This is a genomic window from Devosia lacusdianchii (assembly GCF_022429625.1).
Taxonomy (GTDB): domain Bacteria; phylum Pseudomonadota; class Alphaproteobacteria; order Rhizobiales; family Devosiaceae; genus Devosia; species Devosia lacusdianchii.
Window position 1 is genome coordinate 2,847,050 of sequence record NZ_CP092483.1, and the last position, 21,158, is coordinate 2,868,207.

Here is a 21,158-nt window from a genome sequence, read left to right on the forward strand (position 1 = left end):
GCGGCACACCAGGAGGAAGCGTGCGGTGACTCGGGCAGCATTGACCTATCTGGAACCGCTGGAAACCCGCACGCGCGGCGTGGCCGTGCTCGACGCGCTCGCTGAAATGGTTGAGCGTTCGGGCCTCAAGATTGGCGACCGCCTGCCACCCGAAGTTTCCCTTGCCGCGACGCTCGGCGTCGGCCGCTCCACCATCCGCGAGGCCCTCAACCGCTGGGAAGGCCTCGGCATCATCCGCCGCCGCCGCGGCGATGGCACCTATCTGTCGGCCCGCGTCCAGACCTCGCGCGGCCTCGTCCCCACCATGGTCCGCCTCGAAGGCGAGGCGCTGCTGCGCCTGATGGAAATCCGCCGTACGCTCGAAAACGACGTGGTGCGCAAGGCGACGATCAACGCCACGCCCGCCCAGCGCCAGCAAATCTCGCACCTCTGCGATGTGCTGCTGGTCGAGGTTAATGCCGGCCGCTCATGGGGCAAAGTCGACCACGCCTTCCACAGCGCCATCTACGATGCCTCGGGCAATCCGATGTATGGGCAGATTCTGTTCAACCTCGGCCGAGCGCTGGAGCGTGGCAACGAGTCCCCCTTCGCCGCCGATAACTTCGGTCTTGAATCGTTCCCCTTCCACCGCGACCTGGCCGACGCCATCGTCGCCGCCGACGCCGAATTGGCCGTCCAGGCAATCAACCGCCTGCTCGACACCGTGGAAATCGAAGTCAAAGCCATCATCGACGACGGCAAGCTGGGGTAAGCCTTCTTCACCTCTCCCTTTTGGGGGAGAGGTGAGAACCTCAAATCCAGCCGCTCAATTCCCGCCGCACCATCGCTTCGATCATGTCCATTCCGCCAGGGCTGTCATTAAGGCACGGAATGTAGGCGAAGCGCTCGCCCCCGGCCTCCATGAACGTTTCCTTGCCCTGCATGGCGATTTCTTCGAGCGTCTCGATGCAATCCGCCGAAAAGGCCGGTGCTAGTATGGCGATCTTCTTGATGCCCTTGCCAGGCAGCTCACCCAGCGTCACGTCCGTATAGGGCTCCAGCCACTTGGTTGGCCCGAAGCGGGACTGGAACGTCACCATGATCTTTGACTTGTCCCACCCCAGTTGCTCGCGCACCAGCCGCGTCGTCTTGTGACACTGGCAGTGATAGGGGTCGCCGCGCTCCAGGTATTCGACCGGCATGCCGTGATAGCTGGTGATCACCAGATCCGGTTCGAAATCCAGCGCCGCAACGCCGTCACGGATCGAATTGGCCAGCGTCTCGACATACTTGGCATCGTCGAAATAGGCCGGCGCTGTGCGCACAGCCGGCTGCCAGCGCATCGCGCCCAGTGCCTCGAACGCCTTGTCATTGGCGGTGGCGGTGGTCGTGGCCGAATATTGCGGATAGAGCGGCACCAGCAGGATTTTCTGGCATCCCGCCGCGCGCATCTTTTCCAGCACGCTTTTGGTCGAGGGGTTGCCGTAGCGCATGGCGAAATCCACCACGATATCCTCGTTGCCGGCCAGCCGCGCGGCCAGCGCTTCGGTCTGGTTGCGCGTGATCACCCGCAGCGGGCTTTCGTTCTTTTCCTTGTCCCAGATCTGCGCATAGGCATGGCCACTCTTCTGCGGCCGGAAGCTCAGGATCACGAGGTTGAGGATCGGCCACCACAGCCATTTCGGCGTCTCGATGACACGCGGATCGCTCAAAAATTCCTTGAGATAGCGCCGTACGCTCCAATAGTCCGTCGCGTCCGGCGTGCCCAAATTGAGCAGCAAGACGCCGATCTTGGGCTTCTGGATAAACGGATGGTCGGGGGGCAATGAGTGGGACATGGGCGCCGGTTTTTGAACTGTTCTAGGCTGGGGCGCACCATAAACGCTCCCCGCTCATCCGCAAGGCGGCGATGGGTCGCGCTAGAGGCTGGCAATCAGCAGCAGCACGCCGAATGCCAGCACCGCAACCGCACCCAGCAGTTCCACCCACCAGACCAGGGCAGCAGTCACCGGATTGTCGACGCCCCCGATCCTCCGCGCAAGACCCTTCGCCGTCACGGCCAGTGTCGCCAGAACTGCGACCGTGATTGCCGTCCCCGCTCCCATCAGGAACACAGCGGCAATACCTGCCGGCAGCAGCCCCTGCGACAGTGCGAACACCAGCACCACCAGCGCGCCCGAACACGGCCGCAAACCAACCGCCAGGACCACGCTGAGCTGCTCCCGCAAACTCCCGGTCGTCGCCTCGGGCGTTACGATATGAACGTGATCGTGGCCGGCATGGTCATGGCCATGGTCATCATGATTGTGATGATCATGATGGTGGTGATCGTGACCATGATGATGGTGATCGTGCTCACCATGGCTATGCAGGTGAGCATGCGCCTTATGCGCCATGTCATCGTGTTGGTGCGAATGCGAATGCCCCCAGCCGAACACCTTGCGGGCCACAAGCCATAGCCCGAGCAGCGCCACCATGGCGTAAGACGCAATGCCGATCCAGTTGGCCGCATCGCCCATGGCGATGCTGGTCATACCCAGCAACCCGGCCGCGACAAGCACGAACACAACGGCCACCAGCGACTGCATCAGCGCCGACAGCACGCTCAGCAACACGCCACGCCGCAATTGCGTTTCGTTCGCGAGCACATAGGACGAGATCACCACCTTACCGTGGCCCGGCCCCGCAGCGTGGAAAACGCCATAGAGAAAACTCAGCCCGCCCAACACCCAGAATGCCGTCCAATCCGTCCGCAACGCATCAAGCGAGGTGGTCATCGCGCCATAGAAATTGCGCTGCTGCTCCTGGATCCAGCCAAAAAAGCCCGTGCGCGGCAGGTTGAGCCCCGGCTCGGGCGGTGGTCCGCCGAACGGCATGGCGGGCCTTGCCTGCGCGACCTCATTGACCGCCTCCAGCGCCGAGGCTGGCGCTGCCGCCGGAGCGCCGTCGCAGGTCACGACGATCAGCCCCTGCGTACCCCGCATCGCCGCCGCCAGGTCGGGCGGCAATTCAGTGACGTCTGGCCCGAGCGCATAGAGCCGCTGCTCCACATCCGGATCCATATCCTTGGGCGGATCGAGCGTCACCGCGCAGCCAGCCGGCGCATTTTCCAGCGTAACGTCCGATGCACTGCCGAAGGTAATCGCCACATAGTATTCCGGGTCGTAGACGCCCATCTCGAACCGCTTGCCCAGCGGATGCGGCCGGTTCGTCGTCAGGGAATAGGTCAGCGTCGTATGACCATCGGCATAGTCCATCCGCTGGTCGCCAACTGGACTGAATGTCAGCGGATCACTGGCGTCACCGGCAATCGTATAGAAGCCGTAGTCCGCCAGGCCGGTCATGTTCTCGTCGGCGAGGCCCTGCATCTCCTCGGCGCTGGTTTGCCGGTCGCCATTGGTATCGAGCCCCTGCGTCACCCAGGCCGAGAATGCCGTATCGAAGGTCCACGCGTGCCGCAGACCAACAACGGCGCCGCTATCGTCGAACCGGATGGTTACCTTCGCATCGATGAAAATGTGCGGGTGAGCAAAAGCCGGCGCGGCAAAGGCCAGCATGCCAAATACGAAACCGGCAAGCCGGCCGCAAAAACTACGCAGCGTCACATTCCGCCCCTAGCTAATCGGATGCGTCGCAAACCAGTCGACCAGATGGTCGATCAGCGCCCGCACCTTGCCCGCCAGATGCCGCCGATGCGGATACACCGCCTGCAACGTCTGGCCGGTCGGCAGAAAGTCCTTCAGCACCGGCACAAGCTCGCCGCTGGCTACCACCGGGTCCGCCAGATAGGACGGTAATATGACAAATCCGAGACCCATCACCGCCGCCTTGCGCGCGGCAAGCGGCGAATTGACCCGCAATGGTCCATTGACCGGCACCGAGATCGTCTTGCCATCTTCGGTGAAGCGCCAGTTCGACTGACCCTGCAGGTTGACGTCGATAATGCAGGGCAAATGCCGCAGGTCCTCGGGATGCTCGGGCGTACCATGCTGCTTGAGCAGACCAGGCGAGGCCCCCACGATCACGTGCATGTCGGCGATCTTGCGCGCGATCAGCGAGGAGTCGGCGAGCGTCGAAATGCGCAACGCCACATCGACCCCCTCGTCGACCAGATCGACATAGCGATCCTCGAGCCGCAGATCGAGCGTCACCTTCGGATGCTTGCGCAGATATTCGTAGATAGCCGGCGCCAGCGTATCCTCGCCGAAATTGCGCGGTGCCGACACCCGCAACAGGCCGCGCGGCTCGGCTGTCTGGTCGGTAATGGTCGCATCGAGATCGTCAAGTTGCTGCAGCAGCGCGCTGGCCTCGCGATAATAGGCCTCGCCCGCCTCGGTCAGGCTGAGCTTCCGCGTGGTCCGATTCATCAGCCTCACCCCGAGATAATCCTCAAGGTCGGTGACGTACTTGCTGAGCAGCGCCTTGGAGCGCCCATGCTGGCGCGCGGCCGACGAAAAGCCGCCAGAGTCGAAAACCTGGACGAAGGCGCGGATGCGGGCCAGGTCCTGTGTCACGAAAGCAAGTCCTGCGTCATGATGTTCCGTTCACGGGATCGACGTAATGGACGCATAACTCATCTGCACCAGGTGAACAATAACGGGTCTTGGTCGTTCCACGATTAACGATAGGATGGAAACGCCAATCGACGCGCCCAAGGAGTTCGGACTATTTTCCCGCCCATGTCCAAACCCTCATCCCGCTCCACGCTTTATCGGCTGATCGAAGCCGGCCAGCTCGCGCATAAGGCGCTGCTGCTGCCGCTCGTCGAGCGCGGGCTCGAACCCGGCGACGATGCCATCCTGTTCGAGCTTGGCCGCAACGGGATGACCGAGGCGGCCCTTGCCGCGGAATTGGGCCTGGATGGCGACGCGATCGCCGCCCGCCTCAGCCGTCTCGGCGAGCGAGGCCTCGTCACTCGGCAGGCTGTCGGGCCGGAGCTTGCACCTGGCATTGCCCTGACCGAACGCGGCGTGCGCATCCGTAACGGGCTGGCCGATCACTGGACCCAGCTCGAGGATGCCCTCATGGGCGAGTTGAAAGCCAAGCAACGCAAGAAGCTGGGCGATCGGCTGAAGCGCTTCGTCGAATTGCTCCACTTCTAGCCGCACTCCATCCGGTTCTGACAAAGTCAGCGCGCTGATGACGAAGTCATTCAGCTTCCGTTCAGGCGGGAAAGTGTTTTGTGGGGACATCGGGCAAGCGATGCCCAAGTAAAAGGAGTTCAAGCAATGGCTTTGAGCAAGAAACTCATGGCAGGCGGCCTCGCAGCCCTGGCGCTTATGGCGACGGCCGGTGCCGCAATGGCAGCCCCCGCTATGCAACCGGCAACGTCAATGTCCGCTCGGGTCCGAGCACGGGTTACGGCGTCGTCGACGTGATGCGCCGCGGTGAACAGGTCGATGTGCAGCAGTGCCGCGGCAGCTGGTGCCTGGTCAATCGTCGTGGTCCCGACGGCTGGGTCTCGGCCAGCTATCTCGACCGTGGCTACAATGGCGGCGGCTGGGACGACGACGACTATTACGAGCCGCCGGTCTGGAACCCGCGCCCGCCGCGTCCGCCGCACTGGAACCCGCGCCCGCCGCGTCCGTGGCCTGTCTACCCGCCCTACCCGCAGCGTCCGGGTGGTAGCGTGTGCTTCAACGGTCCGAACGGCTACTTCTGCATCGGCAACTAAGCCATTTCGAGCGCCGCCCTCCGGGGCGGCGTTTTTCTTATTCCACCTTCAGCCGATCGACGTCGATCCCGCGCTGCTCCAGCGGCTGTCGCATGCGCCGCCCGAGGAATTCGTTGAGCCCATAGGTCACCAGCCCGCCGACGATTAACGCTATGGCAAAGCCGCGCAGCCCATCCTGGCTGGCCGCGACGATGGCCGAGAACAAGGTCACGCCCGCAGCTCCCAGCAGCGTCCAACCCTTGCGCTCGCTGGCCAGCCGCAGGTTCCGCGCGCCCGAATGCAACAGGTCGCGCAGCTCGGTATCGCTCATGGCGACGAGATCGCGATTGGTCCGTTCACGGCGGATCGTCTCGATATAGGCATCGACGCGCCGCATGGTCAGCGACTCCCGTTCGTCGGTACGCTTGCCGCGCGACAATAGCGTCCAGCCGCCGCCCACCAGCAGCAACACCAGCGCAATTTCAATCAGCCAGATCATTACGGGCCTCCCATTGCCTATGCTGCATCACATGCCCTTCCCGATCACGGACTTCAAGACCGCGCAACCCCTGCGCCGCTGGCTCGTTGTCAAACCAACGTCAGTTGAAGGAAGTCCATCATGGCCACCGCCACCACCGATACCAAGACGACCCCTCGCCGCCCCGCAACGAAGGCGGCTTCCGCAAAACCTGCCGCCACTAAGGCCGCGAAGAGCCCGGCAAAGCCAGCGGCCAATGCGGGCGCGGCCAAGACCCTCAAAGCCAAGTCCGCCCCAAAAACCAAGCCCGTGGCCGCCAAGCGCGCCGCCAGCCCGGCCAACCGGCAGTCCCGCGACTCCAGCATGACCGGCAAGGAACACGACGATCACGTCGACCGCGTCTGGGAACTGGCCAAGCGCATTGGCATCGCCATGTTCGTGACCTGGGATGGTAAGCAACAGCGCGCCCGTCCGCTGGCTGCCAGCGTCGAAAAGGATGAAGGGGCGATCTATTTCCTCATCGACATCAACGGTGAGAAGGATGATCAGGTCTCTGAGTTTCCGATGGTCAGCGTCAGCTTCGCCGATCACAAGAGCAGCAAGTATGTAGCGATCTCGGGCAAGGCCACGGTCTCGAACGACCGCAAGCGGATCAAGGACCTCTGGTCGCCCTTCGCCAAGGCCTGGTGGGATAGCCCCGAAGACCCGGCCATCCGCGTCATCAAGGTCGTGCCGCAGGACGCCGAACTGTGGGACAGCCCCGGCCGCATCGTCACGACGATCTCGATGTTGGCCGCTGCCGTCACCGGCCGTACGCCGAAGATCGGTGAAAACGCCAAAGTCATCTTGTGATCCCAGCCCGGAGGTGATGCCATCGGCGTCACCTCCGCGGAGACCGTCCTGTGACCAAGTACCTGCTCCTCTACGCCGCCTGCGCCGTGGTCTTTTTTCCGCTGGATTTCATCTGGCTCTCGACCATGGCCCAGCGCTTTTATCGCCGCGAGCTGGGAGACCTGCTGCTCCCCAATCCCAACCTGGCTATCGCGGGTCTGTTCTATCTCGCCTATCTGGTCGGCGTGGTGGTCCTGGTGGCCGCACCAGCCGACGGTGATGTCGGCAAGGCCCTGCTGATGGGCGCCATTCTCGGCTTCGTTGCGTATGGCACCTATGACCTGACCAACCTCTCGACCGTCAAGGGCTTCACCCCGACAGTCGCCATGGTCGACATAGCCTGGGGCACGGTGCTGACCGCCATCAGCGCCGCCGGCGGCGTCTGGATCATCCGCTTCTTCGGCTGATTACTCGGTACCCGGCAAGGTCGGCGTTCCCGCCACCGCCACCTTGCGCATCCGCTCGCGCGCCATGACCACGAGGCCCGCGCCAACGATAATCGCCGCGCCCAGCAGCGAGATCGCATCGATCCAGTGCCCAAAAACCACCGCGCTTAGCACGATCGCCCAGGGCAACGAGAAATAGTTGAACGGCTGCACCACGCTTGCCGGCGCCATGCTGAGCGCGAACACCATCAGTCCATGCCCGGCGCAGGTGGTGATCATGATCCCGACCACCATGGCGAAATCCACCCAGCCCATTGGCTGCCAGAAGAACACGCCGACGGCGCCGGACAGCACGAGCCCGATGATCGCGGCATAGGCCATGCTGGTCGGCGCACTGTCGAACTGGCTGACCTTGCGCGTGATCACGATGTAGATGGCATAAAATGCCGCTGACAGCAGGGCGAACAACACGCCCCAGTCGAGCGGCAGCCCGCCCGGCCTGACAATGATCAGTGCGCCGGCAAAACCCACCCCGACGGCGACAAAGCGGAACACACCCACTTTTTCGCCCAGGATGGGAATGGCGAACAGCGTCACCAGCAGCGGATAGACCACCGTTATCGCCTGCAGCTCGCCCAGCGGCACCGTACGCAATGCCAGTGCGAAGAACCAGATATCCGCCATCAGCAGCACGCCGCGCAACACCTGCCACCCCGGCACTTTGGAGGCCAGGGCCTGCCGCAGCGGCGCCTGCCGCATCACCAAGATCAGCGCGAACAGGGCAAAACCCCAATAGCGCATCATGGTGATCTGGAACGGGGAATAGGTCTGCACCAGCGTCTTGGACATCGCGTCCTGCACGCCGAAAACACCAACGGTGATGAGCGTCAGGACGATGGCGCGGCCGACATTGTCGGTGCGGATTTCGGCGATGGAAGGGGACATGGTCAACGCGAAACGGAGGAGGAAACGGAAGCGCCCCGGCACCCGATGGCACCGGGGCGCTTGAGCGCTAAGCGGTAGATTAAGCCTTGGACGTTGCCGACTTGATAAGGCCGGCAATGGCGGTCAAGATGCCGCCGCCGACCAGGCCGGTCGCGCCCTGACCCGCAAGCGCACCAAGATCCATCCCGCCAGTGGTACCGGCAGCCCCTGCCGCAGCCCCAACCAGGGAGTCGAGTCCCGGCACTTTGCTCGCGAGCCACGTACCGGCAATGCCGCCGATAGCGCCAACGATCGTGTTTCCGGTCGTCCCGAGATTGAGCGATTTGACGATTTGTCCGATGACGTTGCCGCCGACCCCGCCGCCGATCAACTGCACGAGAATAGGCACGATAACTTCCATCTGAGTCCCCCTCCAGGAATACCGCCAAGCCACCTGCCCAGCGGCGACAAGAGGAAGCCTACGCCTGAAGCCACTGCAACAAAAGGACAATGCTGCTGCCCGAACCTGTCAGCAGGCCAAGCGCAGAAAAGCCTTGCATCCTGTGCCTGTTCACGCTTCGTGCACGGCATTGAAGAACACCGCCAAACCGGCCTATGGTCCGCCCAACAGGTCAAAGCCCGTAAGTCATGACGAATCAACCCGTTTCATCGCCCGCCCTTCCCGTCGCGCTCGTCACCGGCGCTGGTGACCGCATCGGTGCAGCGATCGCCCGAGCTCTGGCCCGCAACGGCCACGCGGTAGTCATCCACTACCGGTCCGATGCCGAGGGCGCCCGCGCCGTCCGCAAGGAGATTGTCCGCAATGGCGGCCGGGCCGCCATCGTTAAGGCCGATCTCGGCCGCCGCTCGCAGCGCGCTGGCTTGATAGCCCGAGCGGCCAAAGCGTTCGGGCCGCTGACCGTGCTGGTCAACAACGCCTCGACCTTCGACCCCGACAGTGCGCACGACGTTGACGAGACCCTGTGGGACCAGCATTTCGCCATCCACGCCGAGGCCCCGATTTTCCTCGCCCGCGATTTCGCCGCGCAATTGCCTGATGGCGCCGATGGCAACATCATCAACATGATCGACGAGCGCGTCCTGCACCCGTCGCCGTCCTATTTCAGCTACACGCTCTCCAAATCCGTGTTGTGGACGGCCACGCGCACCCTGGCCCAGTCGCTCGCTCCGGCCATTCGCGTCAACGCCATTGGCCCTGGCCCCGTCCTGCCGCATAGCCGCCAGAGCCAGGCCGAGTTTGACCGCTCGGTCGCCGCCCTGCCGCTGCAGCGCCATGCCGGCCCCGAAGCCATCGCCGAAGGCATCCTGATGCTGCTCAAGACGCCGTCGATGACCGGCCAGATGCTGGCGCTCGATGGCGGCGAACATCTCGAATATCCGGCCCGCCAGGGCCCGACGCCCCGATCATGAGCGACGAAACCGCACCCCCGCCCAGCGGTCACGAGGTCATCCGCGCCTTCGTCCGCACCCTGCCGGCAGCCCCGGGCGTCTACCGCATGCTCGATGCGGAAGGCGAGGTCATGTATGTCGGCAAGGCCCGCAATCTCAAGGCGCGCGTCACCAATTATACCCGCCCTGATGGCCTCGAAGTCCGCCTGCAGCGGATGATCGCCTCGACGGTCAGCATGGAGTTCGTGCGCACCGAAACCGAGTCCGAAGCGCTGCTGCTCGAAGCCAACATGATCAAGCGGCTAAAACCCCGCTTCAATGTGCTGCTGCGCGACGACAAGAGCTTCCCCTACATCCTGATCGCCACCGATCACGAGGCGCCCGAACTCACCAAGCATCGCGGCACAAGACGCCGCCAGGGCCACTATTTCGGCCCCTTCGCCTCGGCCACCGCAGTCGGCCGCACCATTGCCAGCCTACAAAAGGCCTTCCTGCTCCGCAATTGCTCGGACAGCTTCTACGCCGCCCGCACCCGTCCCTGCCTGCAATTCCAGATCAAGCGCTGCGCCGCGCCCTGCACCCGCGAAATCAGCCTCGAGGGCTATGGCGAACTGGTCGAAGACGCGCGCCAATTCCTCTCGGGTAAATCCAGCGCCGTCCGAAATCACCTCCAGACTGACATGAACTCCGCCGCCGAACAGCTTGATTTCGAACGCGCCGCCCTGCTCCGCGACCGCCTCTCTGCCTTGGCGCTGATCCAGTCGCAGGGCGACGCCACCGCCAAGACCGTGGAAGAAGCCGACGTCTTCGCCATCCACCACGAAGGCGGCCAGTTCTGCGTGCAGGTCTTCTTCTTCCGCGCCTTCCAGAACTGGGGCAATTACCCCTATCGCCCGCGCGCCGACGCCAGCCTTACCGACGCCGAAGTGCTCGAAGCCTTCATCGGCCAGTTCTACGAAAATCGTACTCCGGCCCGCCTGGTCCTCATCAGCCACGATCTGGCCGAACCCGACGTCATGGAGGAAGCCCTTTCCACCCGCGCCGGCCGCCGCGTCTATATCGAACAGCCCAAGCGCGGCGAAAAGCGCGACCTGGTCAACCACGCGCTCAACAATGCCCGCGAGGCCCTCGGTCGTCAGCTCGCCGAAGGCGCCACCAATCGCCAGCTGCTCGAAGGCGTGGCCGAAACCTTCGGCCTCGAAGAGGTTCCGCGCCGCATCGAAGCCTATGACAATTCGCATATCTCGGGCACCAACATGGTCGGCGCCATGGTGGTGGCCGGCGAGGAAGGTTTCTCCAAGAAGCACTACCGCACCTTCAACATCAAATCCGACATCGCGGCCGGCGACGACTTCGGCATGATGCGCGAAGTGTTGACGCGGCGCTTCACCCGCCTGGTCAACGAGAGCGAAGACGACACCGAGGACGAAGCCACAGGCATGCCGGACTGGCCCGACGTGGTTTTCATCGACGGCGGCGCCGGGCAGATGAGCGCGGTGCGCGAAGTCATCGCCGAAATGAACCTGCCCAGGGAAGTGATCTTCATCGGCATCGCCAAGGGCGAAGAGCGCGACGCCGGCCGCGAGAAATTCCACATGGAGGGCCGGGAGCCGTTCATGCTGCCGCATCGCGATCCGGTGCTCTACTACGTCCAGCGCCTGCGCGATGAAGTGCACCGCTTCGCCATCGGCACCCATCGCGCCAAGCGCAACAAGGCCCAGATCAAGAACCCGCTCGACGAAATCGACGGCATCGGCCCGACCCGCAAGCGGGCCCTGCTCAACCATTTCGGCTCCGCCAAAGCCGTCGGCCGCGCCAGCCTGACTGATCTTGAGTCCGTGCCGACCATCTCAAGCGCCATGGCGCAGTTGATCTACGATCATTTCAATCGGTCGGCGGGGTGACGCTTCCTCACCTCGCACCGGCCGTCACCCTCGGGCCTGACCCGGGCTCTACACTTACGAAACGTTCGGTAAGTACAGTCCCCTCGGGTCAAGCCCGAGGGTGACGATCGAGTGTGGACCGCGCTTCCGCTCGCCACCCCCACTCTGTTCTCCTTAACCCAACAAGCGTAACCTCCCCACAAGGGAGGAGCCCACCATGCTGCATGCAGTTCCGGTCGAGGAAAAACCCGCGCTTGAAACCGGCGTTGTCGCCGCCAGCGTCTATGCCGATGGCCATCGCCTGACCGATATCGCCGTCGACGAGGCCGGCGCCTGGGCCAAGCGCCCCGCCCACGTCGTCTGGATCGGCCTGCTCGAACCCAGCCCCGAACTCCTCGCCCGCGTGCAGGTCCAGTTCGGCCTCCACGATCTCGCCATCGAGGATGCCGGCCAGCCCCATCAGCGGCCCAAGCTCGAACAATATGGCGACTGCGTTTTCATCGTCGCCCGCACCGCCCATATGCTCGAGGGCCGCATAAGCTTCGGGGAAACCCACATCTTCGTCGGCCGCGGCTACATCGTCTCCGTCCGCCACGGCGCCTCGACGTCCTACGCCCCGGTCCGCCAGCGCGCCGAATCCTGCCCCAAAGTGCTGTCCCATGGCGAGGATTACATCCTCTACGCCCTGCTCGATTTCATCGTCGACAATTACATGCCGGTCCTCGAAACCATGAATACCGAGGTCGAGGCCATCGAGGATCAGGTGTTTGCAGGCGAGCTGACCCAGATCCAGGTGCAGCGCCTCTACATGCTGCGCCGCGACCTGCTCCGCCTGCGTAACGCCGCTTCCGCCCTGGTCGACGTCTGCCGCCGCGTGCAGCATGTCGAGGTCCGCCCGATCGAGGCCTCGATGCAGCCGCTGTTCCGCGACGTCACCGACCACATCCGCCGCGTACAGGACGAAATCGACGCCCTGCGCGAAGTCCTGGCCTTCGCCTTCGAGGCCTCCATGATGGCCGGCCAGGTGCAGCAGACCCATATCTCCCGCCGCCTCGCCGCCTGGGCCGCCATCCTCGCCGTCCCCACCGCCGTCGCCGGCATTTACGGCATGAACTTCGAATTCATGCCCGAGCTCAAATGGCAATACGGCTACCTGGTCGTCCTCACCGCCGTTGCCACGATCTGCATCACTCTCTATGTCAGGTTGCGCCGCAGCGGCTGGCTGTAACGCCACGCGCCAAATTTCATCGAGGCCGAGATGGCAAAATCCTCGCAGTCACTCAGCGATTCCGACCGACGCCTTGTCGCCGCGTGGGGAGCGGACTGTGCCGAACGCGTCCTGTGGATTTTTGAGGCCGAAAGACCGGCCGACGACCGCCCCCGCGCCGCCATCGCCCGGACCCGTGCCTATGCGCGCGGCGAGCTGGATACGGCCGAGGAAATCCGCCAGCGCTTTGCCGGCGGCAGCGCTGCCAGCGAGGCGAAATCTCTCGCCGCTGCCGCAGCCGCGCGAGCCGCCGGTCAAGCGGCAGCCATTTGCCATATGGGAGCCCATGCCCTGGGCGCCGCGGCCTATGCGGCCAAGGCCATCGGCCTGAGCGCCCCGGACGACCCCGAGGCCATCCCCAACGAGATCCGCTGGCAGCTCAAGCAGCTGACGGCCGGGATGCGCACCGCCCTGCTTACCCTCCCGCCCATTGGCCAGGACCGCTCGGGCCCTCTGGGCCCGGGCCTGCTCGCCTCCGGCCAACTCGGCGTCATTATCCGCGACTTGCAGCATGGCCTTGACACCGAACTGGACTAGGCAGCCGCCTGGCCACCATCACCGGCACGTCACAAAACCTTCACGCGCCCCGAGAATCGGCTAGCTTCCTCCTCGCGAGGAAATCATCATGACCGGCATCATCACTGCCAGCGGGGTCGTCAAGACCTTCCGCCAGCCGAAGCGTTTTCCTGGGCTTGGCGGGGCGGTCAAGAGCCTATTCAGCCGCGAATTCACCGAAGTGCGGGCCGTCGTCGATATCAGCTTCAACATCGATGCCGGCGAAGCCGTCGGCTATCTCGGCCCCAATGGGGCCGGCAAATCCACCATGATCAAGATGATGACCGGCATCCTGGTCCCCTCGGCGGGCACCCTCTCCGTGCTCGGCCGCACACCGCACGAGCAGCGCATGGTCAACGCCTCCGAGATCGGCGTCGTCTTCGGCCAACGCAGCCAGCTCTGGTGGGACCTGCCGGTGCGCGACAGCTTCGAGCTCAATCGCCGTATCTACGACATTAGTGAGGTCCGCTACACCGACAACCTGGCCTATCTCTCCCAGATGCTGGCCATGGATGCCTACCTCGATCGCCCGGTGCGTCAGCTCAGTCTCGGCCAGCGCATGCGCGCCGAGATCGCCATGGCGCTGCTGCACGATCCAAAAATCCTGTTCCTCGACGAACCCACAATCGGCCTCGACGTGGTCGCCAAGGATGCGGTGCGCAAATTCCTCTCCGAGGTGAACCGCCAGCGCGGCACCACCATTATCCTCACCACCCACGATCTGCAGGACATCGAGGAAATCTGCCCGCGCCTGATCATGGTCGATGACGGCAAGCTGTTATTCGACGGAGAACTCGGCCGGCTCCGCGCCAGCCTCGGCACGCGGCGCCGCCTCACGCTCGAATTCGGCACCGATCCCGGCCCGATCGCCCTCACCACCGCCAGCCTCGCCACCGATCAAGGTGCCATCAAGCACTTCCTGCTCGACAGCGAAGAGACCTCAATTCTCGACGTGCTGACCGAACTCGGCTCCGGCTACGATCTCAAGGACGTCGCCCTGCACGAACCGGCCATCGAGGAGGTTATCCGCACCTTCTACCAGCAGAAGCCAAATCTGGTGGCAGCGGGATGAAGACCCTCGCCTATTCCGCCTTCACCGCCAACGCCTTCCAGACCCGGCTGGCCTACCGCAATCAGGTCTGGGCCGGTGCCTTTGGCGATCTCGTCTTCATCTTTGCCCGCATCGCCATCTGGATTTCCGTCTTCGGCGCCGCTGCCACCTCCAGCGTTGACGGCGTCACCCTGCCCGAAATGATCACCTATGCCCTCTTGGCCGGACCCATTCTCTACTGGGACTACTCGCGTCTGCTCAGCGATGTCGATACCGTCGTGCGCACGGGCGATATCGCAGTCTACCTGCTCAAGCCCCTGCACTATCCCGGCTTCCTGCTCGCCAGTCATTTCGGCAATTTCATCTTCGAATTCCTGGCAATGACCGTGCCGGTCGCGCTGATCGTGGGCCTCACCTTCGGCCTTGTCCCACCTGCCGGCCTGTTCCACGGCCTTGCCTTCCTCGCCTATTGGGCGCTGTCCTTCATGATGCTCTTCACCCTGGCGACGCTACTGGGCCTGGCGGCATTCTGGTTGATGACCGCACATTCGCTGGACTGGTTCTTCGGCAGCATCATGACCCTGCTGTCGGGCGGCCTCGTCCCGCTCTGGTTCTTTCCCGGCTGGCTCGCCGCCATTGCCGGCCACCTGCCCTTCGCCTGGGTTTCCTACTATCCGGCCGCAGTCTATCTGGGCAAACTCGCGCCCCTCCAAACACTGATCTATTTCGGCGTTGGCCTGCTCTGGCTCGCCGCCTTGATGGGCACTCTGGCCTGGCTCTGGGGCCGCGCCCGGCACCGCCTCGTCGTGCAGGGAGGCTGACCCATGGCCCGCTCCCTTGCCGTCATCCCACACCTGGTCGGCACCTACATCCGCACGAGGACCGAATATCCCACCGCCATGATCCTCGGCTGGGTGTCGCAATTCGTCTCCTACGCCGCCATGTACACCGCCATAGCCCTGATCCTCGCCCGCTTCGGCGTCCTCGGCGGCTGGCTCTGGCCCGAAATCGCGCTGCTGCTCAGCTTCCACCTGCTCGGCTATTCCCTTGGCGCCGCTTTCAGCTTCACCCAGTTCCGCGAAATGGAAGAACTGGTGCGCAAGGGCACCATGGACGCCATTCTGGTCAAGCCGATCAGTCCGTGGACCTATCTGGTCTTTTCCGGCCTCAATATCGGCTATGCCGGCCACGTCGTGCTGGCTATCGGCCTCATGGCCTGGGCGCTGACCCAGGTGCAGATCGGGTGGTCGGTTCCGATAGCGCTCTATCTGCTGGCGACCCTGGCCGGGGCCTGCATGATCGTCTGCGCCGTCATGACCATGATCGGCGCTACCGCGCTCGTCTGGGTGCGCTCACGCCACCTCTATTCGATCTTCTTTGGCTTTTGGGAACTGGCGCGCTACCCGCTCAACATCTTCCCGCTTCCCCTGCAGGTACTGATGCTCACCATCGCGCCGCTCGGCTTCATGGCCTATGTCCCGGTCGCAGTGGCCCTCGGCAAACCGGTGCCGCTGCTCGGCGACTGGGCCGGCCCCGCCTCGCTGCTCGCTGGCCCGATCGCCGTGCTCATCGCCATGGCCCACTGGCGCTACTGCCTGCGCAACTACCAGGGCGCCGGCGGCTAACCCAGCAGTAGACCTCATGGTGAGCCTGTCGAACCACGAGGTCGTGCCACCGAAAACTCAGCCTCGACAACCCCAGATTCTCACGCTACACCTTTCACCATGATCCGTTCCGCCGCCACTTTCTCGTTTTGGTTTAGCTATCCGCTCCCGGCGGAGGCTACCGCGCGCTTGATCTGATCTCACAAGATACGACCAAACCCGAAGCCAGCCGCCCCCTTCCCGAGGCGGCTTTTTTGTTGGCCGCCTCGCCCAAAAATCCCCGAGGAGACCACAAGTGCTGAAATCCACCGACGACCTGCGCATCCGCGCCATCAAGGAGCTGACCACCCCGATCGAGGTCATGCGACAACATCCGCGTACCGACGCCGCCACCCGCACCGTCATCAGCGCCCGCCACGCCTTCCATAATATTCTCGCCGGCAATGACGACCGCCTCGCCGTCGTCGTCGGCCCCTGCTCCATTCACGATCCCGCCGCGGCGCTGGATTACGCCAAGCGCCTCGTCGCGCTGCGCGCCTCCCTGGGCGACCGGCTCGAGATCATCATGCGCGTCTATTTCGAAAAGCCCCGCACCACCGTCGGCTGGAAGGGCCTCATCAACGACCCCAACCTCGATGGCAGCTTCGACATCGACACCGGCCTCCACACCGCCCGCGCCCTGCTGCTCGACGTCGCCAACCTCGGCATCCCGGCCGCATGCGAATTCCTCGACATGACCACGCCGCAATACATTGCCGACCTCGTGAGCTGGGCCGCCATCGGCGCCCGCACCACCGAAAGCCAGATTCACCGCGAACTGGCCTCCGGCCTGTCCTGCCCGGTCGGCTTCAAGAACGGCACCGACGGCAATGTGAAGATCGCCCTTGACGCGGTGAGCTCGGCCAGTCAGCCGCATCACTTCCTGGCGGTGACCAAGGATGGCCACTCCGCCATCGCGGCAACCACAGGCAACGAGGATTGCCACATCATCCTGCGCGGCGGCAAAACCACCAATTACGACGCCGCCAGCGTCGACGCCGCTGCCAAGGCTGCCGAAAAATCCGGGCTGCCGCCAGTGATCATGATCGACGCCAGCCACGCCAACTCCTCCAAGAACCCGGAAAACCAGCCAATCGTCCTGGCCGACATCGGGGCCCAGATGGCATCCGGTGACCGCCGCATCATCGGCGTCATGATCGAATCCAACCTCGTCGCCGGACGGCAGGACCTCGTCGAAGGCCGCAGCCTCGTCTACGGCCAGTCGATCACCGACGGCTGCATCGACTGGGATACCACGGTGGTGGCGCTGGAGGCACTGGCCGAAGCGGTGACGCAACGGCGGGCGGCAACGAACCAGCAGGTGGCGTAAGCAAGAATACCCCCTCCTAACCGGGAGGAACCCCACCGGGCTTTCGAAGATCTTGCCACGTTCTCAATCGGTCCCTCCCCCTATCAGGGGGAGGCTAGGAGGGGGTACCTCACGAAGACTCAACTTCGCCACACCTTGACCCCCTCCGCCCATTCCTGTTCTGTCCCCCCATGGCCAGAAACCCGCTCTTCCTCGTCCCGAACATTATCACCATCGCCCGCATCCTGGCGATCATCCCGATCGTTGCGCTGGTGATGAACGGCGACGTCATCCTGCGCCTGATTGCTCTGGTCATCTACGTCATCGCCGCCGCCAGCGACTGGCTCGACGGTTACCTGGCGCGCGCCTGGAACCAGTATTCCCCTCTCGGCCGCATGCTCGACCCCATAGCCGACAAGCTGCTGGTCGGCATCCTCATCGCCGCCCTCGCATGGGATGGCAGCTTTTCGGGCTGGGACATGATCCCGGCCTGCGCCATCCTCTTCCGCGAGTTCTTCGTCTCCGGCCTGCGCGAATTCCTCGGCAACGTGAAAGTGGTCCTGCCAGTGAGCTGGCTCGCCAAATGGAAGACCACCATCCAGCTCGTCGCCCTCGCCATCGTGCTGCTGGAACGCATCGTGCCCGGCCTGCGCCTGACCAGCGACATCGCTTTGTGGGCCGCGGGTGCGCTAACCCTGTGGACCGGTTTCCAGTATCTACGCGCCAGCTGGCCGCATCTGGTCGAAGACCAGAAATGAAGATTCTCTACTTCGCCTGGCTGCGCGAACGCCTCAATCGCGGCGAGGAAGAGGTTTCGCCGCCAGCAACGGTCGCCACCATCGCCGACCTGATCGACTGGCTCGCCGCCCGCGACGAAGCCTTCGCCCTTGCCGTCGAAAAGCGCGCCCTGATCAAAGCCGCCGTTGACGCCAAGCTGGTCCCACACACCGCGTCGATAACGGGCGCAAAGGTCGTGGCGCTGTTCCCGCCGATGACGGGCGGCTGAGATGACCGTCCGCGTCTCCCCCGCCCCCTTCGATCCCGGCGCCGAAACCAACGCCTTCCTCAAGGCCGGCAATGGCGCCGGCGCCGCCGTCACCTTCACCGGCGTCGTCCGCAGCAAGTCCGACGACCCGATCACCGCCCTGACGCTCGAATGCTATCCAGAACTGGCCATCAACCAGCTCAACGACATAGTCGCCAGGGCAACGACCCGCTTCGACCTGTTGGCGGCCACCATCATCCACCGCTACGGCACCCTCGGCCCCGGCGAACCCATCGTCCAGGTGATGACCCTATCCCCCCACCGCGACCCCGCCTTCAAGGCCGCCGAATTCCTGATGGACTACCTCAAGACCGACGCCCCGTTCTGGAAACAGGAAACAGGTCCGAGGGGCACGCACTGGGTCGAGGCCAAAGCCGAAGACGACGCCGCCAAGGCGCGGTGGGAATAGCGGTGTGAACTTTCCAAACTACTTCGCAGCGACATTGCGCCCCCATCCACCGCGCGTCACCATCGGGTCAAGCCCGAGGGTGACGGCCAGTGGTTGGCCGGCAAATGCAATGCAACACAGCGAAACCAACAAAAAAGCCGGGCACTTGGCCCGGCTTCTTCACAAATCGATTCCGCTTATTCCGCCGCAACCCGCTTGGGCTGGACCTCGGCGCTATACGCATCGATCAGCGTGCGGCAACCCTCTGCCGGCTTGAACTTGTACTGCCCGATCTCGCTCACCGGCGTCACTTCCGCGGCGGTGCCCGTCAGGAAGCACTCGTCGAAATCGCCAAGCTCTTCCGGCATGATGTGGCGCTCGGTGACCGTATAGCCGTTGCGCTTGGCCAGCTCGATCAGCGTCTGCCGGGTGATACCATTGAGGAAGCAATCCGGCGTCGGCGTGGTGATGTCCTTGCCCTTGATAAAGAACACGTTGGCGCCCGTGGCTTCCGCCACATAGCCCCGATAGTCCAGCATCAGCGCATCGGCATAGCCATTGGCCATGGCCGCGTCCTTGGACAGCGTGCAGATCATGTAGAGACCGGCCGCCTTGGCAGACGACGGGATCGTCTCCGGCGACGGGCGCTTCCACTTGCTCCATTCGAGGCGGATGCCCTTTAGTTTCTCTTCAACCGAGAAATAGCTCGGCCACACCCATGCGGCGATCGCCAGATGCACCGTATTGTTGCGCGCCGGAACGCTGAGCTCTTCCGAACCACGCCATGCGACGGGGCGGATATAGGCGTCAACCAGGCCGTTCTTTTCGAGAACGGCGCGCTTGGCCTCCTCGATCTGGTCGACCGACCACGGCATTGGCATGTCGAGCGTCTTGGCCGAACGGATCAGCCGTTCGGTGTGTTCGCGCGACTTGAAAATCTCGCCGCCATACGCACGCTCGCCTTCGAACACTGAGCTGGCGTAATGCAGCCCGTGCGTCAGCACGTGAATCTTCGCGTCTTTCCAAGGTTTGAATTCGCCATCAAACCAGATCCAGCCTTCACGCTGGTCCATGGGCACGCCGGCCATGATCCCTCTCCGCATATTTGTTTATTGGCTCGCCTGTGGCGAACAGCTTGGCGCCGATCATGCCCCAGGCCCAAGGCCTTGGCAAACCACAAAGGCTGAGGGATAAGACGGAACGGCGTCCTGATGGGAAGACAATGGCAGCGCACGATAAAAATGTCAACATAGCTGACATAAATTCCGCCCTGCCAAGCGGGGGTGAAACCCTGCCCCTCGACATCATGGGCCTGTTCTTTTTCGCCTATCGCGATTTCACTGGCGATGCCGACGCCCTGCTGGGCCGGCAGGACTTCGGCCGCGCCCATCACCGGGTGCTGTACTTCGTCAATCTGCGCCCCGGCATGCCCGTCGCCGACCTGCTCGACATCCTCAAGATCACCAAGCAGAGCCTGGCACGCGTTCTCCGCCAGTTGATCGACAACGGCTATGTCGAACAGAAAACCGGCCATTCCGACCGCCGCCAGCGCCTGCTCTTCGCCACCGAAAAGGGCCGCCAGTTCTTCCGGACCCTCTCGGCCACCCAGGCCAGCCGTATCGACGCCGCCATATCAAGCCTGCCCCCCGATTCGCGCCGCATCGTCACCCGCTTCCTGGTTGGCATGGTCGACCCCGACGACCGCAATGTGCTGGATCGGTTGAACCTGACGACCGGTCTCTAGATCGGTAGCCCCGTCCGCGCCTTCACCGTGCGAATACTCATATTCGAGTGAATACGCGCCACCCCCGGCAACCGCGCGCTGAGTCGCCGGTGCAGCCGCTCGAAGTCCTCGTGATCGCGACAAACCACCCGCAGGATATAGTCTGACTGCCCGGCCATCAGGTGGCACTCCAGCACCTCCGGAATATCCTGCACAGCGGTCTCGAACGCCTCCAGCGCCGCCTCGCTTTGGCTGATCAGCCCGACCTCGATGAAGAACTGCATCGAGTAGCCCAGCCGGCCTGCGCTCAACACGGCCCGGTAGCCCTCGATCAGTCCCTGTTCCTCCAGTGCCTTGAGACGCCGGTGGCAGGCCGAGGCTGACAAGCCCACCGCATCGCCAAGGACCTGCACGCTCTTTCGGCTATCGCTCTGCAAGGCGCGCAGCAGTTTCCGGTCCACGGCATCGATTTGCAATATCATCGCGATTTTTCTCGGCCTCCTCGAATGTCATTCGAGTTTGGCCAGGAATTGCACAAAAAACGCAAGCACATTCTGCCCGGAGCTTGATCTG

Annotated in this window: 25 protein-coding genes; 17 read left to right on the top strand and 8 right to left on the bottom strand. The window is 63.7% G+C overall.

Going from position 1 to position 21,158, the window contains the following annotated elements:
* The first annotated feature begins 25 nt into the window (after nt 1-25).
* Entirely contained in the window at nt 26-751 is a 726-nt protein-coding gene (locus tag MF606_RS14045; RefSeq protein WP_240229972.1) for a FadR/GntR family transcriptional regulator, read from the top strand.
* Nucleotides 752-791: 40 nt separating this feature from the next.
* Here MF606_RS14045 and hemH read toward each other — a convergent pair whose 3' ends face one another.
* The 3 genes from hemH to MF606_RS14060 form a co-directional block, all read right to left on the bottom strand.
* The gene (gene hemH / locus MF606_RS14050; RefSeq protein ID WP_240229973.1) at nt 792-1,817 is read right to left on the bottom strand and encodes a ferrochelatase; all 1,026 of its coding nucleotides are present in this window, start codon (nt 1,815-1,817) and stop codon (nt 792-794) included.
* Nucleotides 1,818-1,898: 81 nt separating this feature from the next.
* Complete coding sequence (locus MF606_RS14055; RefSeq protein WP_240229974.1) at nt 1,899-3,584, bottom strand: HoxN/HupN/NixA family nickel/cobalt transporter; 1,686 nt, start codon at nt 3,582-3,584, stop codon at nt 1,899-1,901.
* A 9-nt stretch (nt 3,585-3,593) separates the two neighbouring features.
* A complete protein-coding gene (locus MF606_RS14060; protein WP_240229975.1) occupies nt 3,594-4,493 on the bottom strand; it encodes a LysR family transcriptional regulator in 900 nt (299 codons plus the stop codon).
* Nucleotides 4,494-4,658: 165 nt separating this feature from the next.
* On the opposite strand from MF606_RS14060, the gene MF606_RS14065 reads away from it, so the two are divergent.
* Nucleotides 4,659-5,081: a MarR family transcriptional regulator gene (locus MF606_RS14065; RefSeq protein WP_240229976.1), complete on the top strand. Its 423-nt coding sequence runs from the start codon at nt 4,659-4,661 to the stop codon at nt 5,079-5,081.
* 80 nt (nt 5,082-5,161) lie between these two features.
* On the top strand, nt 5,162-5,653 hold the full coding sequence (locus MF606_RS21635) for an SH3 domain-containing protein (protein WP_275693086.1): 492 nt from the start codon (nt 5,162-5,164) through the stop codon (nt 5,651-5,653).
* Nucleotides 5,654-5,690: 37 nt separating this feature from the next.
* Here MF606_RS21635 and MF606_RS14075 read toward each other — a convergent pair whose 3' ends face one another.
* Entirely contained in the window at nt 5,691-6,131 is a 441-nt protein-coding gene (locus MF606_RS14075; RefSeq protein ID WP_240229978.1) for a hypothetical protein, read from the bottom strand.
* A gap of 120 nt (nt 6,132-6,251) precedes the next feature.
* On the opposite strand from MF606_RS14075, the gene MF606_RS14085 reads away from it, so the two are divergent.
* Nucleotides 6,252-6,962, top strand: a complete 711-nt coding sequence (locus tag MF606_RS14085; protein WP_338084374.1) for a pyridoxamine 5'-phosphate oxidase family protein — start codon at nt 6,252-6,254, stop codon at nt 6,960-6,962.
* A 50-nt stretch (nt 6,963-7,012) separates the two neighbouring features.
* Nucleotides 7,013-7,408 carry a DUF2177 family protein gene (locus MF606_RS14090; RefSeq protein ID WP_240229980.1) on the top strand — a complete coding sequence of 132 codons (396 nt, stop codon included), beginning with the start codon at nt 7,013-7,015 and terminating at the stop codon, nt 7,406-7,408.
* On the opposite strand, the gene MF606_RS14095 is transcribed toward MF606_RS14090, so the two are convergent.
* Nucleotides 7,409-8,332 (bottom strand): DMT family transporter, encoded by a 924-nt coding sequence (locus MF606_RS14095; RefSeq protein ID WP_240229981.1) that lies wholly within the window; start codon nt 8,330-8,332, stop codon nt 7,409-7,411.
* A 79-nt stretch (nt 8,333-8,411) separates the two neighbouring features.
* On the bottom strand, nt 8,412-8,732 hold the full coding sequence (locus MF606_RS14100; RefSeq protein WP_240229982.1) for a hypothetical protein: 321 nt from the start codon (nt 8,730-8,732) through the stop codon (nt 8,412-8,414).
* Nucleotides 8,733-8,959: 227 nt separating this feature from the next.
* Between MF606_RS14100 and MF606_RS14105 the strand changes: the two genes are divergently transcribed.
* From MF606_RS14105 to MF606_RS14155, 11 genes are all read left to right on the top strand, one after another.
* On the top strand, nt 8,960-9,742 hold the full coding sequence (locus MF606_RS14105; protein ID WP_240229983.1) for an SDR family oxidoreductase: 783 nt from the start codon (nt 8,960-8,962) through the stop codon (nt 9,740-9,742).
* On the top strand, nt 9,739-11,625 hold the full coding sequence (gene uvrC, locus MF606_RS14110; RefSeq protein WP_240229984.1) for an excinuclease ABC subunit UvrC: 1,887 nt from the start codon (nt 9,739-9,741) through the stop codon (nt 11,623-11,625). The genes MF606_RS14105 and uvrC overlap by 4 nt, the downstream gene beginning before the upstream one ends.
* A 196-nt stretch (nt 11,626-11,821) precedes the next feature.
* The gene (locus MF606_RS14115) at nt 11,822-12,832 is read left to right on the top strand and encodes a magnesium and cobalt transport protein CorA (RefSeq protein WP_240229985.1); all 1,011 of its coding nucleotides are present in this window, start codon (nt 11,822-11,824) and stop codon (nt 12,830-12,832) included.
* 30 nt (nt 12,833-12,862) lie between these two features.
* Nucleotides 12,863-13,408 carry a putative immunity protein gene (locus MF606_RS14120; protein WP_240229986.1) on the top strand — a complete coding sequence of 182 codons (546 nt, stop codon included), beginning with the start codon at nt 12,863-12,865 and terminating at the stop codon, nt 13,406-13,408.
* An 88-nt stretch (nt 13,409-13,496) separates the two neighbouring features.
* A complete protein-coding gene (locus MF606_RS14125; RefSeq protein ID WP_240229987.1) occupies nt 13,497-14,498 on the top strand; it encodes an ABC transporter ATP-binding protein in 1,002 nt (333 codons plus the stop codon).
* Nucleotides 14,495-15,298, top strand: a complete 804-nt coding sequence (locus MF606_RS14130) for an ABC transporter permease (RefSeq protein ID WP_240229988.1) — start codon at nt 14,495-14,497, stop codon at nt 15,296-15,298. The genes MF606_RS14125 and MF606_RS14130 overlap by 4 nt, the downstream gene beginning before the upstream one ends.
* Nucleotides 15,299-15,301: 3 nt before the next feature.
* Complete coding sequence (locus MF606_RS14135; protein ID WP_240229989.1) at nt 15,302-16,102, top strand: ABC transporter permease; 801 nt, start codon at nt 15,302-15,304, stop codon at nt 16,100-16,102.
* 274 nt (nt 16,103-16,376) lie between these two features.
* Nucleotides 16,377-17,450 carry a 3-deoxy-7-phosphoheptulonate synthase gene (locus MF606_RS14140; protein ID WP_240229990.1) on the top strand — a complete coding sequence of 358 codons (1,074 nt, stop codon included), beginning with the start codon at nt 16,377-16,379 and terminating at the stop codon, nt 17,448-17,450.
* 170 nt (nt 17,451-17,620) lie between these two features.
* Nucleotides 17,621-18,187, top strand: a complete 567-nt coding sequence (pgsA, locus tag MF606_RS14145) for a CDP-diacylglycerol--glycerol-3-phosphate 3-phosphatidyltransferase (protein WP_240229991.1) — start codon at nt 17,621-17,623, stop codon at nt 18,185-18,187.
* Entirely contained in the window at nt 18,184-18,435 is a 252-nt protein-coding gene (locus MF606_RS14150; protein ID WP_240229992.1) for a MoaD/ThiS family protein, read from the top strand. The genes pgsA and MF606_RS14150 overlap by 4 nt, the downstream gene beginning before the upstream one ends.
* A gap of 1 nt (nt 18,436) precedes the next feature.
* The gene (locus MF606_RS14155; protein WP_240229993.1) at nt 18,437-18,883 is read left to right on the top strand and encodes a molybdenum cofactor biosynthesis protein MoaE; all 447 of its coding nucleotides are present in this window, start codon (nt 18,437-18,439) and stop codon (nt 18,881-18,883) included.
* A gap of 176 nt (nt 18,884-19,059) precedes the next feature.
* Here MF606_RS14155 and MF606_RS14160 read toward each other — a convergent pair whose 3' ends face one another.
* Nucleotides 19,060-19,950: a branched-chain amino acid aminotransferase gene (locus MF606_RS14160; protein ID WP_240229994.1), complete on the bottom strand. Its 891-nt coding sequence runs from the start codon at nt 19,948-19,950 to the stop codon at nt 19,060-19,062.
* Nucleotides 19,951-20,084: 134 nt separating this feature from the next.
* On the opposite strand from MF606_RS14160, the gene MF606_RS14165 reads away from it, so the two are divergent.
* Nucleotides 20,085-20,606, top strand: coding sequence for a MarR family winged helix-turn-helix transcriptional regulator (locus MF606_RS14165; RefSeq protein WP_240229995.1), 522 nt, complete (start codon nt 20,085-20,087; stop codon nt 20,604-20,606).
* Here the strand turns inward: MF606_RS14165 and MF606_RS14170 are convergent.
* The gene (locus tag MF606_RS14170) at nt 20,603-21,067 is read right to left on the bottom strand and encodes an Lrp/AsnC family transcriptional regulator (protein ID WP_240229996.1); all 465 of its coding nucleotides are present in this window, start codon (nt 21,065-21,067) and stop codon (nt 20,603-20,605) included. The two genes, MF606_RS14165 and MF606_RS14170, sit on opposite strands and share 4 nt — an antisense overlap.
* Between the last annotated feature and the right edge of the window lie 91 nt (nt 21,068-21,158).